Source organism: Pseudonocardia kongjuensis (assembly GCF_039526905.1).
Taxonomy (GTDB): Bacteria; Actinomycetota; Actinomycetes; order Mycobacteriales; family Pseudonocardiaceae; genus Pseudonocardia; species Pseudonocardia kongjuensis.
Window position 1 is genome coordinate 1 of the sequence record NZ_BAAAJK010000009.1, and the last position, 14,952, is coordinate 14,952.

The following is a 14,952-nucleotide window of genomic DNA, read 5'->3' on the forward strand; positions in this document are numbered from 1 at the left end:
GGAGAGTAGGTCGCTGCCGACATTCAACTTTTTTTGTGGGGATGCCCCGGACTTCGGTCCGGGGCATTTCTGCGTTCAGCATCGCCCGCGAGAGGTGCTTGAGGGTCGTCGGGGCTGGCCCGGACAACCCTGAGGTACCTCCGGATCCTTCCACCCGGAGAGGCCCCTGATGAGTACCGATGTCCGTCCGTGCTTCCACCTGGCCGTCCCGGTGGACGACCTGGCCGCGGCCCGCCGGTTCTACGGCGACGTGCTGGGGCTGCCCGAAGGCCGCTCGTCGGAGAGCTGGGTCGACTGGAACTTCCACGGCCACCAGGTCGTCACACACGTCGCACCGCGCACGACACCGCCGGCCCACAACCCGGTCGACGGGCACGACGTCCCGGTGCCGCACTTCGGCCTCGTGCTCCCGGTCCCGGCCTTCCACGAGCTCGCGGAGCGCCTGCGGGCGGCGGGCACCCGGTTCGTCATCGAGCCGTACCAGCGTTTCGCGGGCGAGCCGGGGGAACAGTGGACCATGTTCCTGACCGACCCGGCCGGGAACAACCTCGAGTTCAAGGCGTTCGCCGACGAGTCGCAGATCTTCGCGACGTAGCGCGGAACACGTCGCGGATCCGAACCGGATCGGGGCCGGATGGAACCGAACGGGCCCCGTGGACGACAGTGAGGGTATGGACTGTCAGCAGTGCCGCGACGTGGTGTCCGCGTCCCTGGACGACGAGGCCACCCCGGCGGAGCGGACGGACGCCGACGCACACCTGTCGGGGTGCGACGAGTGCCGCCGCTACGCCGCGAGCGCGGAACGGGTGACCCGGCTCGGCAGGGTGCGCCCGATCGGCGACGTGCCGGATGTCGTCACCCCACTGCTGGCCTCGCTGGGGATCGCGCTTCCGGACCCGCCCGAGCCCGCCGTCCCGGCGGTTCCCGAGCTGACCTGCCACAGCGGTGGCTGTTGCGCGGCGTCCGAGCCGGCGGCCGCGGCTGCGCCGAGATCGGCCTGCGGCTGCCCGGCCACCTGCGGGTGCGGCTGCCAGCAGGGTGCCGCGTGCCGCTGCAGCACCCGGGCTGCCTGAGGGAACATCCGGGACGCGGCGTCCGGCGGCGCGGCAGGGGAGGACAGAACGTGCCGGCCGGACGAAACCCGGCCCGACCGACCGGGGCGGACGAAACCGGTGGCGGACAGAACCCGGTCAGGCGGGACCCGGGGAACCCCGGGAACCCGGGCGAGTCCGAACCCCGGGGAGTCCGAAGCCGGGCAGGCCCGACCCGGCCCACGAGCCCCGGAAGCGACACGTCCATGTCCACGCGAGCCCTCCGCCTCGCACCCCACGACCGGCGGGGGAGACGCGCGCCCCCCGGGATCCCCGGGCGGGTGGGTACGCTTCCCCCCACAACGGTTCGCACGACAGTCCCGCGGTGTACAGGAGAGGACCGGATGAGCGAGCGGCGCACCTCCCGCACCGTGGCGGCACCGGAGCTGTCCGACGAGCTGACCCGGATCGCCTGGCGGGTCGAGCGCTGGATCGACCCGGGCCCGGCGGCGGTCGTCGTGGGTGCGGCGCTGGCGGCGGTGTCCGCGTCGCTGCTGATGCCGTGGTCGGTCCGCGCGGACGGCTGGCAGATCCTCACCGGGCACGTCGACATGGGACCGTTGCCGCGGCTGTTCACGATCGTCGTCGTGGCCGGGCTGATCGCCTCGGCGCTCGCCCTGTTCACCCGGTACTGGCCGCTCGCCTGGACCGCCGCGACGGCCTGCGGGATCGGCGCACTGTCCGGGCTGTGGGCGGTCTGGTCCCGGCAGACGGCGGCCGGTGCCGACATCGGGCCGGGCCTGGTGGTCACGGTGCTCGCGATCAGCGTCCTGTTCGTCACCTGGGCCTGGATCGTCGTCGCCGCCGGACCGCGCGCCGCCACCGTGCGGATCGGCTGACCGGCCCGGCTGACCGGCCCGGCTGACCGGCCCGGCTGACCGGCCCGGCTGACCGGCCCAGCTGACCGGCCCGGCTGACCGGCCCGGCTGACCGGCCCGGCCCGGCGGGCTCAGCCGCGGGTCCAGCGACCCAGCACCATCAGCGTCCGGGTGCCGGTGACGGTCCCGCTCCGCCGGATCCGGTCGATCACCTCCTGCAGGTGCGCGAGATCGCGCACCCGGACCTGCACGAGCGCGTCCAGGTCCCCGGCGAGGGTGTAGACGGCCTGCACCTCCGGCTGGCGGGCCGCCGACTCGACAATGTCGGAGATGCTTGCCGTCCCCGCGTAGCGGATCTCGCTGAACGCCTCGACCGCCCAGCCGAGCTTCTTGTGGTCCACCTGCACGGTGAACCCGGTGATCACCCCGGACTCGCGCATCCGGTCCACCCGGCGCTTCACCGCGGCCGTGGACAGACCGACCGTCGCGGCCATGTCGGCGAAGGTCCGGCGGCCGTCCTCGTGCAGCAGCCGGAGCAGCGAATGGTCGATGTCGTCGAGCTCCTGCATGCTGCCCCCACGCAACGGAACGTCGCAGATCGGTCGTCCGGAGCGTATCCGTTGCGTCTGCGGGCCGAGTTCGCCGCCGGACGTTGCGCGGGTGGCCGCGGTCACGTTGTCCTGTTCGCAGCCGCACCCGACTCACCGAGGAGCCGCGTCCATGAACGGCCCGAGCGACGCCCGCACCGCCACCACCACCGTGCTCGACGACAAGTACGTCTCCGACCGCGGCCGTGCCCCGATGACCGGGATCCAGGCTCTCGTCCGGCTCACCCTGGAGCAGGCCCGGCTGGACGCCGCCCGCGGACTGGACACCGCCTCGTTCGTCTCCGGGTACCAGGGCTCGCCGCTGGGCACCCTGGACGCCGAACTCGGCCGCGCCGCCCGCCACCTCGACCCGGCCCGGATCGTGTTCCGGCCCGGCCTCAACGAGGAGCTCGCCGCCACCGCCGTCGCCGGCACCCAGCTGCTCGACGCCGTCCCGGGACGCAGGCACGACGGCGTCGTCGGCTACTGGTACGGCAAGAACCCCGGCCTGGACCGGGCCGCGGACGCGATCCGGCACGGCAACCTCGCCGGCACCGCCCGGCTCGGCGGCGCGGTCGCGATCATCGGCGACGACCCGTCCTGCAAGTCGTCCACCGTCCCCAGCTCCTGCGAGCCGATCGCGCAGAGTCTCGCCATGCCGCTGCTCGCACCCGGCTCGGTGTCCGAGGTCGTCGAGTTCGGGCTGCACGCCGTCGCGCTCTCCCGGGCCACCGGCCTCTGGACCGGCCTGAAGATCATCGCCGACGTCGCCGACGCGTCGTCCACCGTCGATCTCGGCGCGCTGCGCCCGGAGCTGCTCGGCATCCCGCACCCGCCGGCCACCGACCGCGCGCAGGCCGGCGCGCTGGTCGGCCCGGCCGCCGTGGACGCCGAGCACGACCTGCTCACCCGGCGTCTCGACCTGGCCCGCCAGTACGCCCGCGAGACCGGGCTGAACCGCATCACCTTCGACGCCCGCCGTCCCCGGCTGGGCGTGCTCGCCTCCGGCACCGGCTACGCCACCGTCCTGCGGGCGCTCGACGATCTCGGGCTCGGCGAGGGCGACCTCGACGCGCTCGGGATCCGGCTGATCCGGCTCGCGATGCCGTTCCCGATCGACCGCGACGATCTCGCCGCGCTGACCGACGGCCTGGCGGAGGTGCTCGTCGTCGAGGACAAGGTCCCGTTCCTGGAGGGGCACCTGCGCGACGCCCTCTACGGCCGCGCGCAGCAGCCGGTGATCACCGGCCGGCGCGACGACCGGCAGCGGCCGCTGCTCACCGCCCGCGGCCAGCTCTCCGCCGAGGACGTCGCCCGCGCCGTCGCCGCCCGGCTCACCGCCGCCGGCGCGGAGCTGCCCGTGGCCGCCCGCGCCCACCTCGACGCGCTCGCGCCGCCGCGGCCGTCCCGGATCGAGCTGGGCCTGGCGAAGGCCGGTGACCTGGGCGCCCGCACGCCGTACTTCTGCTCCGGCTGCCCGCACAACACCTCCACCCGGACCTCCGACGACACGCTGGTCGGCGTCGGCATCGGCTGCCACGCGATGATCGCGCTGGACGGCGGCCACCGGGGCAGGCAGATCGGCCTGACCCAGATGGGCGGCGAGGGCGCCCAGTGGTTCGGGCTGGCGCCGTTCACCGACGACCGCACCCTCGTGCAGAACCTCGGGGACGGCACCTTCCACCACTCCGGGTCGCTGGCGATCCGGGCGGCGGTCGCGTCCGGCGTCACGATGACCTACAAGCTGCTCTACAACGACGCCGTCGCCATGACCGGCGGGCAGCGCGCCGAGGGACGGATGGGCGTCCCCGAGATCACCCGGTCGCTCGCGCTGGAGGGGGTGCGGCGGATCGTCGTCACCACCGACGAGCCGAAGCGCTACCGCGGGATCGCCCTGGACCCGATCGCCTCGCTGCGGCACCGCGACGAGCTGCCCGCCGCCGAGGCCGAGCTGGCCGCGGTCGACGGCGTGACCGTCCTCATCCACGACGACCGGTGCGCCGCCGAGGAGCGCAGGCTGCGCAAGCGCGGGAAGCTCCCGACCCCGGCCGAGAAGGTCGTGATCAACGAGCGGGTGTGCGAGGGCTGCGGCGACTGCGGTGACAAGTCGACCTGCCTGTCGGTGCTGCCGGTGGACACCGAGTTCGGCCGCAAGACCCGGATCCACCAGCCGTCCTGCAACTCCGACCTGTCCTGCCTGAAGGGCGACTGCCCGTCGTTCCTGATGGTGGAGCCGGGGACCCCGCGCCGGCGGGAGATCCCGGCGCTGCCGGTCACCCTGACCGATCCCGAGCCGCGGGTCGGCGCCGACTCCACGCTGATCCGGATGCCCGGGATCGGCGGCACCGGCGTCGTCACCGCCTCGGCGGTGCTGCAGATGGCCGCGCACCTGGACGGGCTGTGCGCGGCCGGGCTGGAGCAGGTCGGCCTCGCCCAGAAGGGCGGGCCGGTCGTGTCCGACGTCCGGATCTCCAAGGAGCCGGTGGACGGGATCCTGCGCGCCTCCCGGGGTACCGCCGACGTGCTGATCGGGATGGACCTGGTCGGCGCCGCCACCGACGCCAACCTGGCGGTCGCCCGGCCCGGGCACACCGTCGCCGTCGTCAACACCTCGCTGGTGCCGACCGCGGCCATGGTCACCGGCCGGGTCGTGCTGCCCGGCTCCACCGACGACGCCGTCGACAGGATCGCCCGCAGCACCCGCGACCTGCTGACCGTGGACGCCCAGACGATCTCCGAGGCGCTGTTCGACGACCACCTCCCGGCCAACATGCTGCTGCTCGGCGCCGCCTACCAGCACGGCGTGCTGCCGGTGTCCGAGCAGGCCCTCGAGGCGGCGATCCGGGTGAACGGCGCCGCCGTCGAGCGGACCCTCACCGCGTTCCGCTGGGGCCGCGCCGCCGCGATCGACGCCGCGGCGGTGTGCGCCGCGCTGGCCGGGCCGCAGCGGGCCACGGTGAGCGTCGACGCGGCCTCGGCGGCACTGGCCGCGTCGGTCGCCGCGGGTGCGGACCTCGAGGCCGAGCTGGCGACCCGGATCGCCGATCTCACCGGCTACCAGGACGCCGGGTACGCGGCCCGCTACGCCGAGGAGGTCCGCCGGGTCGCCGCGATCGCGACCGCCCGCGCGGGCGAGGCCGCCGGTGCCCGGATCGCCCGCGCCTACGCCCGCGGCCTGCACACCCTGATGGCCTACAAGGACGAGTACGAGGTCGCCCGGCTGCACCTGGACCCGGTCGAGGTCGCCCGCCGGGAGGACGCGTACGGCGCCGACGCCCGGGTGACGGTGATGCTGCACCCGCCGGTGCTGCGCGCGCTCGGGATGGACCGCAAGATCCGGCTCGACGGCCGGGTGGCCGGCCCGGCGTTCCGGGCGCTGCGCGCCGCGCGGCGGCTGCGCGGGACCGCGCTGGACGTGTTCGGCTACGCGGGGGTCCGCCGGGTCGAGCGGGAGCTGGTCGGCGAGTACCAGGCGCTGGTGCGCACCGCGCTGGACGCGCTGCGGCCGGGCACGGTGGACGGCGTGGTCGCGGTCGCGGAGACCGCCGGGCTGGTGCGCGGCTACGAGGACGTGAAGCTCGGCAACGTCGAGCGGTTCCGGGCCGAGGCGGCCGCGCGGCTGGGGAGCCTGCGCGGTTGACCTCCCGCGGCGGGCCCGGACCGGGGGTCCGGGCCCGCCGTCACTTCAGGAGCTTCTGCACCTCGCGGAACCGCGGATGGGTCGCGTCGCGCAGCCACTCGAACAGCACCATCTCCGAGGTGACGATCTCGGCGCCGGCGGCCCGCGCGCGGTCGAGCGCGGCGGACCGGTCGTCCGGGTCGCGGGAGCCGACGGCGTCGGCGACGAACAGCACCCGGTGCCCGTCGGCGAGCAGCCGCAGCGTGGTCTGCAGGACGCACACGTGCGCCTCCATCCCGGTCACCACCACCTCCGAGCGGCCGGGCGGCACCAGCCCGCCCGGTTCCGCGCCGAACGACGACTTGTGGGTGACCAGGTGCGGGTAGCCGGCCAGCCGCTCGACGGTCGGGCCGAGCTTGTCCGGCACCTGCTCGGTGGCCAGCACCGGCACCCCGAGCAGGGACGCGGCCTCGGCGAGCCGGGCGGTGCGGTCGATCACCCGGTCGCCCCGGTGGATCGCGGGGGCCAGCCGCTGCTGGAGATCGACCAGGAGCAGGACGGCGGCGTCGGCGGTCATCAGCACAGCGCCGACGGTAGCGGCCGGGCTCACTCGCAGGCGACACCGTCGCCGTCGCGGTCCAGCGGCCCGCGGTAACCCGGCTGGCCGCGCAGGATCGGGGCGGCACCGGCGGCCCGCGCCGCGGAGCAGTTCTTGTAGTACACCCCGCCACCGCCGGACGGTGCGGGCGGCGGCGCCTGCACCGCGGGCTGCGGCGCCGCGGTGCGCCGGGTCTGCGCGGTGCGCGGCGTCGACTGCAGCGGCGCCGTCGTCGCGGGCGCCCGGGTGGCCGCCGGGGCAGGGGCGGAGCGTGCTGTGCCGGTCGCGGGAGCGGTCCCGGTGGTGGTCCCGGCGGTGGAGGTGCCGCAGCTGCGCCCGCGGTCGAGCCCGGTCAGCCCACCCAGGTAGGACGCGGAGGCGTTGTTGCCGCCCCGGTAGACCCCGGTGTGGTCGGCCGGGACCATCAGCCGGCCGAAGTCACCGGCGGACGTCGCGACGTAGCGGACCTCGCGGCCGAACCGGTCGAGATCCACGCCCGGCTCGCGGGTCAGCGTCACCGTCCCGGTGCCGAGCAGCCTGCGTGCGGCGGCGGTCGCGGCGTCACCGCCGGTGGTGCCCGCCTCGCAGGAGTCGATGCCGATCACCCGGATCCGGCGCTCGCCGACCCGGAAGGTGTCGCCGTCGGTCACCGAGGTGACGACGACGGTGTCCGGGTCGACGCCGAAGCCGGTCCGCGACGTGCCGGCTGCGCCGCCGGCTGCACCGGAAACCGCACCGGCCTCCGGAGCGGTCGCCGCGGGTACCGCCGGGGCCGTCGCCGCCCGGTTCGCCGACGCCGTGTCGATCCCGTCGCCGATCTCGGTGTCCGTCCCGGTGTCCCCGGGACCGGAGCACGCGTAGACGACGCCGGCGACGAGCAGGACGGTGCCGAAGATTCCGGCCTTGGACACGTGTTCCTCCACGGAACGTGAGCGGGGAGTCACCGGCTGGTGCCGGGTTCGGCCGGTTCGTCGTGCTCCGCACGGGGCCCGTTAACGGCGCTCCACAGAACTGATGAGCGGCCCGGCGGCGCGCCGTAGACTCGGTCGGTGACCCAGGACCTGATGCCGGCCGCGTTCTTCGGGCACGGCAGCCCGATGAACGCACTGGCGACCAACCGCTACACCGACGCCTGGCGGGCCTTCGGCGCGGCGGTGCCGCGGCCGCGGGCGATCCTGGTGGTCTCCGCGCACTGGTACATCCAGGCCACCGCGGTCACGGCGATGCCGCGCCCGCGCACCATCCACGACTTCTTCGGCTTCCCGCCCGAGCTGTTCGCGGTGCAGTACCCGGCGCCCGGCGCGCCGGAGCTGTACGACGAGATCGCCGAGATCGTGCGGCCCACCTGGGTCGGGGCGGACGCCGACAGCTGGGGCATCGACCACGGGACCTGGTCGGTGCTGGTGCACGCGTTCCCGGACGCGTCCATCCCGGTGGTCCAGCTCGCGATCAACGCGAACGAGCCGCTCGGCTACCACCTGGAGCTCGGCGCGAAGCTGGCCCGGCTCCGCGGGACCGGGGTGCTGATCGTGGCCAGCGGCAACGTCGTGCACAACCTCGGCGGCGTCGACCGGGCGCGGCCGGACACCGGGTTCGACTGGGCCCGCCGGTTCGACGAGGCGGCGCAGGAGCTGATGCTCGACCGGCCCGCGGAGTTCGCGACGCTGGACGCGCACGGCGACTACCGGCTCGCCGTCCCGACGCCGGACCACTTCATCCCGGCGCTGTACCTGGCCGGGGTGGCGTCGGCGGACCGTGGCGAACGGCCCGAGGTGCTGGTGGACGGCTACGCCTACGGTTCGCTGTCGATGACGGCGTACACGGTCGGCCTGCCCCGCACGTGACGCCGTACCCGGTGCCCGGCGTGTTCAGGCCGGGCCCGGTCGAGGTCCGAGATGGACGAGGGCGACGGCCAGCGCGCAGAGGCCCAGGCCGGCGACCGCGCGCAGGCCGACGGGATCGCCGAACATCAGCCACGCCCAGAGCATCGTGGTCGGCGGGACGAGGTAGAACATGCTGCTGAGCCGGGTGAGCCCGTGCCGGCGCAGGGTCAGCCAGTAGAACCCGTAGCCGCCGATGGTGGACAGGACGACGAACCAGGCCACCGCGACGGCGAACGCCTCCAGTTCGTCGGGCGGTGGCATGGCGCCGCCGGTGGAGAGTGCGGCGACGGCGAACACGGCGGCGCTCACGGTGGTCTGCACGGCCAGGGCCTCGGGCATCGGTGTCCGGGCCGCGCTGGTGGTGCGCTCGACCAGGCTCGCCGCCACCAGGCCGACCATGCCCAGCAGGGGCAGCGGGTAGGCCCACCCCGGTGCGGGATCGGCGGAGGTCAGATCGCCTCCCACCACGATCGCGACGCCGACCAGCCCGACCATGAGCCCCAGCCATTGGCGAGGGCTCACCCGCTCGCCCAGCACGACGCCGGCGGCCGCGCCGGCGGCGATCGGCTGCAGCGCCGCGACCAGCGCCGCGGTGCCCGCACCGACCCCGGCGACGACGGCGCCGACGTTGGCCCAGATGTAGATCACCTGCCCGAGCACCCCGATCACCGCGTGCGCCGCGACCTCCCGCCCGCCCGGCAGCGGCCGGCCGCCGGGCCCGGGGCCGTCACGACGTCGAGGGAACCGCCGCAGCAGCCACAGGAGCATGCCCAGTCCGAGGGCCACCACCGCGAATCGCCGCAGCATCACCGTCGCGACCGGGGCGACGTCGCCGGTCAGGCGGGCGCCGATGTACCCCGAACTCCACATGACCACGAACCCGGCCGGGAGCACCGCCGCGCCCACCGATGGCGATCGAGCCTCGAGCGTCACCGTCGCGACAACCTCCGTGAGTATACTGACCGGTATGGATACGTCGGACTATACAGATCTGTTTACGTCGCGGCTCACGCCTGCGGCGCAACGGGTGCTCGACGTCGCCTCGGAGCTGTTCTACGAGCGCGGGATCCACGCGGTCGGGGTCGACACCATCGCGGCGGCCGCCGAGGTCACCAAGAAGACGATCTACGACCGGTTCCGGTCCAAGGACAACCTGATCGCGCTCTACCTGCACCGTCGCGACCAGGCCTATCGCCGGTGGATGGCGGACTGGGCGGTCGAGCACCCGCGGACTCCACCGATCCTGGGCACGTTCGACGCGATGTCCGCGTGGATGACCCGGTACGGGAAGCGCGGTTGTGCCTTCGTCAACGCCTCCGGCGAGATCGCCGATCCCGAGCACCCGGCACGCCAGGTCACCCGCGAGCACAAGGCCTGGCTGCGCGGGCACCTGCACGATCTCGCCACCGACGCCGGCCACGACGATCCCGGCACGCTCGCGGCGCAGCTGCTCAGCCTGCACGAGGGGGCCACCGTGCTCTACTCCGTCGGCGCCGACCTCACCGCCCCGCAGACCTCCCGCGACGCCGCGGCCGTGCTCCTCGCCCACGGCGGTCGGGCGACCTGACCGCGCCGCCACCATTCCGCCCCACGAACCGTGCGAGGAGCGCCGTGCGTATCGCCGAGATCCACCTCTACCAGGTCGACCTGCCGCCGGTCGGCGGCGTCTACCGGATGTCCGACGGCGCCCACGCCGACCTGGACTCGACGGTCGTGCAGATCGTGTCGGACACCGGGCTGTCCGGATGGGGCGAGACGTGCCCGATCGGCCCGACCCACGCCGCGGCGCACGCCCCCGGTGCCCGCGCAGCCCTGACCCGGATGGCCCCGGGGCTGGTCGGCCGGACCGTGACCGGGCCCGCAGTGGTCCGGCGCGCGCTGCACGGTCTGCTCGGCGGCCACGACTACGCGAAGGCCGCGATCGACATCGCGGTGCACGACCTGCTCGGCAAGGCCCACGGTCTCCGGGTGTGCGACCTGCTCGGCGGTGCGACGACCGATCAGGTCGACTCGTACCACTCGCTGACCCTCGACGAGCCCGACGAGACCGCCCGGATCGCCGCGGAGAAGATCGCCGAGGGTTATCCCCGGTTGCAGGTGAAGGTCGGGGGCCGGCCGGTGGAGGCCGACATCGAGACGATCCGGAAGGTGTGGGAGGCGACCGGCTGCACGCGGCTGGTGGTCGACGCCAACCGGTCACTGCTCACCCGCGAGGTGCTGCGGATCGACCGGGCGTGCGCCGACATCCCGTTCGTGTTCGAGCAGCCCTGCCACTCCATGGAGGAGGTCGCCGCGATCCGGGCCCAGCTGGACCACCCGGTCCATCTGGACGAGAGCGCCGAGGACCTCGGCGAGGTGCTGCGGGCGATCTCGCTCGGGATCTGCGACGGGTTCGGCCTCAAGGTGACCCGGCTGGGTGGGCTGGGTGCGACGGCGGCCGTCCGCGACGTCTGTGAGGCGCGCTCGCTGCCGCACACCTGCGACGACTCCTGGGGCGGGGACATCATCGCCGCGGCCTGCGTGCACGTGGCCGCCACCGTGCATCCCCGCCTGCTCGACGGCGTGTGGATCGCCGAACCCTTCACGAAGGTCCACTACGACACGGCGAACCCGGTCCGGGTCGAGGCCGGTCGCATCCGGGTGCCGACCGGTCCCGGGCTCGGCGTGGTGCCCGACGACGGCGCCCTCGGCGATCCGGTCGCGTCGTTCGGCTAGGGCTCCCGGCGCCGGGAGGCCCGGATCACCCGGTCGAGCACGGCGCGCAGGTCCTCCAGCTCGGACAGCGGCATGCCGAGCCGCTCGACGATCGCGGGCGGGATCGCCTCGGCGCGGGCGCGCAGCGCACGGCCGTCCGCGGTGAGCGTCACCGCGAGGGTCCGCTCGTTGCCGGGGACCCGGCGCCGGTCCACCAGCCCGGCCGCCTCCAGCCGCTTGAGCAGCGGCGACAGCGTGCCCGGATCGAGGGCGAGCTCCTCGGCCAGCTCGCCGACCGAGCGCGGCGAGCGCTCCCACAGCGCCAGCAGCACCAGGTACTGCGGATGGGTCAGGCCCATCGGCTCGAGCAGCGGCCGGTACAACGCGATCACGTTCCGCGCCGCGACCGCGAGCGCGAAGCAGACCTGCCGGTCCAGCCGGAGAAGGTCGTCCTGGTCACCCGGGGATGCGCTCGCCACATCCCGCATCGTACATTGTTGGGGCACCAAGAATTGGGGGTCCAACCGTGGACGAGCCGATCCGGCCCGATCCGCTGCGCTGGCTGCTCTACGCCTACGGCGCGGCGCTCCCGGCCCGGCACCGCAGCTGGGTGCTGCACGACGTGAGCGCGCCGAGCTGGCAGCTGCGCCATCTCGCCCGGGTCACCGTGCAGCTGCTGCCGATCGGGGTCGCGCTGTACCTGCTGATCCCCGGCCCGCCCTACGTCAAGGCGCTGTCGGTGCTGGCCGGGGCGCTGCTCGGCTACTTCTACTCGGTCGCCTACATGTACGAGTCGGCCGAGCACCGGGTGGCCAAGGCCGGCTACCCGGTGGGACACGCCGCGGCCGTCCGGGCCGCCGCCGGCGCGGCCGACCGGGCGGCGGCCCAGGAACGCTACGAGCGCCGCTGGCGCGACTGAAACCCCGGGCGACCCCGACGGGTCAGCCCAGCAGCGGCTTCACCCGGGTGCCGAAGTCGTGCACGCCCTGCTCGAAGTCGTCGAAGGTGAACATCATCCCCTTCACCCCGGGCATCGTGGCGACCTGGTCGATCTGCCGGGCGACGGTCTCGTAGCTGCCGACCAGGGTGGCCATGTTGAAGTTGACCGCGCCCTCCGGGAGGTTGATCGTCCGGGCGGTGCCGGAGTCGTCCGCGGTGGCGTCCTTGCTGCCCTCGTCGGACATGTAGCCGAGCGCGGCGGCGTCCGCGCCCGCGTTGTAGGAGGCCCACTTGGCCTGCGCCTCCTCGTCGGTCTCGGCCATGATCGCCATGAACAGCGGCAGCGATCCCACGTCCCGCCCGGTCGCCTCGGCGGCCTTCGCGAGCCGCTGGGTGGACTCCCGGTAGACCTCCGGGTCGTTGACGCCGGGGGAGAGCACGAAGTTGTAGTCGCCGTACTCGGCGACCATCCGCATCCCCCGCTCGGACTGCCCGGCGCAGACGATGTCCACGTGCCCGGACGGCCGCGGGGACAGCACGCAGTCGTTCATCGTGAAGTGCTCGCCCTGTAGGTCGCAGCGGCCCTTCTCGAACAGGTCGCGCAGCACCCGCACGTACTCGGTGGAGTAGTCGTAGCGGTAGCCGAAGTAGTCGTCGCCCGGCCACAGGCCCATCTGCTCGTACTCGCCCTTGGCCCAGCCGGAGACGATGTTGATGCCGAACCGGCCCGGTGCGATCGAGTCGATCGTGGTCGCCATCCGGGCGACCAGCGCCGGGGGCAGCGTGAGCACCGCGGTGGAGGCGTAGAGCTTGATCCGTTCGGTGACCGCGGCGAGCCCGGCCATCAGGGTGAACGACTCCAGGTTGTGGTCCCAGAACTCGGTCTTCCCGCCGAAGCCGCGCAGCTTGATCATCGAGAGCGCGAAGGCGAAGCCCTGCAGCTCCGCCTCCTGCACGACCCGCTTGTTGAGGTCGAAGCTCGGCATGTACTGCGGGCTGTTCTCGGAGATCAGCCAGCCGTTGTTGCCGATGGGGATGAAGACGCCGAAGTCCATGGGGGAGTCCTTCCGGTCGGAGGATCAGCCGGCCGCGGGGGGCCGGACGGCGGGGGAGGAGCGCAGGACGGGTGCCACCCGAGCTCGTCGCGCCACGGCAGCAGCGCCGCGAGGCAGTCCTCCGGCGAGCCCACCACGAACCGGTCCCGGGCGAGGTCGTCGTAACCGGCCCGGAACGACTCGTTTCCGGGCAGGACACGGTGCTGCCCCCGGTCGGCGTAGACCTGGGCGGCGCGGACCGGCCGCGCCGCACCGGGCGGTCAGCCACGGCACGCCTCGGCGAAGTCGGCGGCCGGGGTCGCGTCGCCGAGTCCCAGCACGGCCTCCTGCACCCGGTCGGCGACGGCGTCCGGTGCGGCCCGGCCGATCGTCCCGCGGAACTTGGCGACGATTTCGTCGTTGCCCAGCGGTCGTTCCTCGTGACCGCGGTTGACCTGCTCGCGGTGCCGGAGCACCCGGCCGTCGGCCAGCTCGATCTCGATCGCGCCGGAGTAGGCGGCCGGGAAGGCGCTGTCCGGGTCGTCGCAGACCTGCACCTTCTGCGCCAGGTCGAGCACCGCCCGGTCGGCGAGCGCCTCGTCGGACAGCTCGGCGAGGGTGAACCGGCCGCGCAGCAGCGCGGTGGCGACGACGTAGGGGAGGCTGAACTTCGCGTCGTACTCGTCGCGCGGGGCCCACTTCGCCGCCGGTGGCTCGCAGACCACCTTGCCGGGCACCGGATGGATCGCGCACCGGATCGCGGCGACGGCGGTGTCGCCGATCTCCGGCCGCAGGGTGAGCGCGGCGTCGGCGAAGGCGTGGTTGAAGTGGCAGATCGGGTACGGCTTGACGGCTGTCCGCATCAGCTCCCAGGTCTCGCCCAGGCCGTCGCCGATCGCCTCGGGCCGGGTGTCCCGCCCGGCCAGGTGGGTGTTGTAGAGGCCGAACCGGCCCTCGTAGACGGCGGGTGGCCCGCTCCAGCCCGCCTTCGCGAACCCGGCGGCGGTCAGCCCGGACATCGCCGCCCAGCCCGGGTGCAGCCGCTTGGTCCAGGAGCCGTCGGCCAGGAACTCCAGCAGCCCGGCGCTCATCGAGCCGACCACGCCCTGGGCGGTGGTGATCCCGGCGGCGTCCAGCCCGGAGACCCTGCCCGCCGCGACGGCGGCCCCGAAGGCCCCGGCGACGGCGGTCGGATGGAAGCCGACGTCGTGGAACCCGCCCGCCCCGCCGATCCCGACCCGCGCCGACACCTCGACACCGAGCACGTAGGCCAGCAGCAGCTCCCGGGTGTCGGCGCCGGCGGCGATCGCCGCGGCCAGGGCCGCGGGCAGCGCGGCGGCCGAGACGTGGGTGACCGCCGGGATGTGCGTGTCGTCGAAGTCCATGCCGTGGATCAGCACGCCGTTGAGCACCGCGGCGTCCCGGGCCGGGAGCCGCTCCGCCAGGCCGAGCACCGGCTGCTCGCCGGCCCCGCCGAACGCGGTGAGCGCCCGCAGCGCGACCCCGGAGAACGGGTGGGAGGTGGAGGCGAACGCCAGCCCGACGGCGTCGAGCACCAGGTGCCGGGCCCGCTCCAGGACATCGGCGGGGATGTCGTCGAGCGTGGTGCGGGCGGCGAACCCGCCGACCGTCGCGGCCAGCGTGCCGGTACGCGGTGGTGCCGGGCTCAGGGTCATCGGGGGCCTCCAG

The 14,952-nt window shown here is 74.2% G+C and carries 15 protein-coding genes; 8 read left to right on the forward strand and 7 right to left on the reverse strand.

The window, feature by feature from the left end:
• The first annotated feature begins 169 nt into the window (after positions 1-169).
• From ABD160_RS13395 to ABD160_RS13405, 3 genes are all read left to right on the forward strand, one after another.
• Positions 170-595 carry a VOC family protein gene (locus ABD160_RS13395; RefSeq protein WP_344022105.1) on the forward strand — a complete coding sequence of 142 codons (426 nt, stop codon included), beginning with the start codon at positions 170-172 and terminating at the stop codon, positions 593-595.
• A 76-nt stretch (positions 596-671) separates the two neighbouring features.
• The gene (locus ABD160_RS13400) at positions 672-1,073 is read left to right on the forward strand and encodes a zf-HC2 domain-containing protein (RefSeq protein WP_344022107.1); all 402 of its coding nucleotides are present in this window, start codon (positions 672-674) and stop codon (positions 1,071-1,073) included.
• 362 nt (positions 1,074-1,435) lie between these two features.
• Positions 1,436-1,930, forward strand: a complete 495-nt coding sequence (locus tag ABD160_RS13405; RefSeq protein WP_344022109.1) for an Rv2732c family membrane protein — start codon at positions 1,436-1,438, stop codon at positions 1,928-1,930.
• A 110-nt stretch (positions 1,931-2,040) separates the two neighbouring features.
• On the opposite strand, the gene ABD160_RS13410 is transcribed toward ABD160_RS13405, so the two are convergent.
• On the reverse strand, positions 2,041-2,478 hold the full coding sequence (locus ABD160_RS13410) for an Lrp/AsnC family transcriptional regulator (RefSeq protein WP_344022111.1): 438 nt from the start codon (positions 2,476-2,478) through the stop codon (positions 2,041-2,043).
• 151 nt (positions 2,479-2,629) lie between these two features.
• Here ABD160_RS13410 and ABD160_RS13415 point away from each other — a divergent pair, with 151 nt between their 5' ends.
• On the forward strand, positions 2,630-6,136 hold the full coding sequence (locus tag ABD160_RS13415) for an indolepyruvate ferredoxin oxidoreductase family protein (RefSeq protein WP_344022113.1): 3,507 nt from the start codon (positions 2,630-2,632) through the stop codon (positions 6,134-6,136).
• A 40-nt stretch (positions 6,137-6,176) separates the two neighbouring features.
• On the opposite strand, the gene ABD160_RS13420 is transcribed toward ABD160_RS13415, so the two are convergent.
• Positions 6,177-6,692 carry an isochorismatase family protein gene (locus ABD160_RS13420; RefSeq protein ID WP_344022351.1) on the reverse strand — a complete coding sequence of 172 codons (516 nt, stop codon included), beginning with the start codon at positions 6,690-6,692 and terminating at the stop codon, positions 6,177-6,179.
• 29 nt (positions 6,693-6,721) lie between these two features.
• The gene (locus ABD160_RS13425; protein ID WP_344022115.1) at positions 6,722-7,624 is read right to left on the reverse strand and encodes an excalibur calcium-binding domain-containing protein; all 903 of its coding nucleotides are present in this window, start codon (positions 7,622-7,624) and stop codon (positions 6,722-6,724) included.
• A 138-nt stretch (positions 7,625-7,762) separates the two neighbouring features.
• Here ABD160_RS13425 and ygiD point away from each other — a divergent pair, with 138 nt between their 5' ends.
• Positions 7,763-8,557 carry a 4,5-DOPA-extradiol-dioxygenase gene (ygiD, locus tag ABD160_RS13430; protein WP_344022117.1) on the forward strand — a complete coding sequence of 265 codons (795 nt, stop codon included), beginning with the start codon at positions 7,763-7,765 and terminating at the stop codon, positions 8,555-8,557.
• Between the two features lie 24 nt (positions 8,558-8,581).
• On the opposite strand, the gene ABD160_RS13435 is transcribed toward ygiD, so the two are convergent.
• The gene (locus ABD160_RS13435) at positions 8,582-9,466 is read right to left on the reverse strand and encodes a DMT family transporter (protein WP_344022119.1); all 885 of its coding nucleotides are present in this window, start codon (positions 9,464-9,466) and stop codon (positions 8,582-8,584) included.
• A 157-nt stretch (positions 9,467-9,623) separates the two neighbouring features.
• Here ABD160_RS13435 and ABD160_RS13440 point away from each other — a divergent pair, with 157 nt between their 5' ends.
• Entirely contained in the window at positions 9,624-10,163 is a 540-nt protein-coding gene (locus tag ABD160_RS13440; protein ID WP_344022122.1) for a TetR/AcrR family transcriptional regulator, read from the forward strand.
• Between the two features lie 44 nt (positions 10,164-10,207).
• Positions 10,208-11,311, forward strand: a complete 1,104-nt coding sequence (locus ABD160_RS13445; RefSeq protein ID WP_344022124.1) for a mandelate racemase/muconate lactonizing enzyme family protein — start codon at positions 10,208-10,210, stop codon at positions 11,309-11,311.
• Here ABD160_RS13445 and ABD160_RS13450 read toward each other — a convergent pair.
• The gene (locus ABD160_RS13450; protein WP_425563615.1) at positions 11,308-11,778 is read right to left on the reverse strand and encodes a MarR family winged helix-turn-helix transcriptional regulator; all 471 of its coding nucleotides are present in this window, start codon (positions 11,776-11,778) and stop codon (positions 11,308-11,310) included. The two genes, ABD160_RS13445 and ABD160_RS13450, sit on opposite strands and share 4 nt — an antisense overlap.
• Before the next feature lie 38 nt (positions 11,779-11,816).
• On the opposite strand from ABD160_RS13450, the gene ABD160_RS13455 reads away from it, so the two are divergent.
• Positions 11,817-12,209 carry a DUF5313 family protein gene (locus tag ABD160_RS13455; protein WP_344022128.1) on the forward strand — a complete coding sequence of 131 codons (393 nt, stop codon included), beginning with the start codon at positions 11,817-11,819 and terminating at the stop codon, positions 12,207-12,209.
• A 22-nt stretch (positions 12,210-12,231) separates the two neighbouring features.
• Here the strand turns inward: ABD160_RS13455 and rutA are convergent, their stop codons facing one another.
• Positions 12,232-13,284 (reverse strand): pyrimidine utilization protein A, encoded by a 1,053-nt coding sequence (gene rutA / locus ABD160_RS13460; RefSeq protein WP_344022130.1) that lies wholly within the window; start codon positions 13,282-13,284, stop codon positions 12,232-12,234.
• Positions 13,285-13,544: 260 nt separating this feature from the next.
• Positions 13,545-14,939, reverse strand: a complete 1,395-nt coding sequence (locus ABD160_RS13465) for an MmgE/PrpD family protein (RefSeq protein ID WP_344022132.1) — start codon at positions 14,937-14,939, stop codon at positions 13,545-13,547.
• Positions 14,940-14,952 lie beyond the last annotated feature (13 nt).

Coding starts and splice junctions, on each gene's coding strand:
- ABD160_RS13395 (WP_344022105.1), top strand. CDS start 170: ATGAGTACCGATGTCCGTCCGTGCTTCCACCTGGCCGTCCCGGTGGAC.
- rutA (WP_344022130.1), bottom strand. CDS start 13,284: ATGGACTTCGGCGTCTTCATCCCCATCGGCAACAACGGCTGGCTGATC.
- ABD160_RS13465 (WP_344022132.1), bottom strand. CDS start 14,939: ATGACCCTGAGCCCGGCACCACCGCGTACCGGCACGCTGGCCGCGACG.
- ABD160_RS13405 (WP_344022109.1), top strand. CDS start 1,436: ATGAGCGAGCGGCGCACCTCCCGCACCGTGGCGGCACCGGAGCTGTCC.
- ABD160_RS13420 (WP_344022351.1), bottom strand. CDS start 6,692: ATGACCGCCGACGCCGCCGTCCTGCTCCTGGTCGATCTCCAGCAGCGG.
- ABD160_RS13410 (WP_344022111.1), bottom strand. CDS start 2,478: ATGCAGGAGCTCGACGACATCGACCATTCGCTGCTCCGGCTGCTGCAC.
- ABD160_RS13435 (WP_344022119.1), bottom strand. CDS start 9,466: ATGTGGAGTTCGGGGTACATCGGCGCCCGCCTGACCGGCGACGTCGCC.
- ABD160_RS13415 (WP_344022113.1), top strand. CDS start 2,630: ATGAACGGCCCGAGCGACGCCCGCACCGCCACCACCACCGTGCTCGAC.
- ABD160_RS13450 (WP_425563615.1), bottom strand. CDS start 11,778: ATGCGGGATGTGGCGAGCGCATCCCCGGGTGACCAGGACGACCTTCTC.
- ABD160_RS13400 (WP_344022107.1), top strand. CDS start 672: ATGGACTGTCAGCAGTGCCGCGACGTGGTGTCCGCGTCCCTGGACGAC.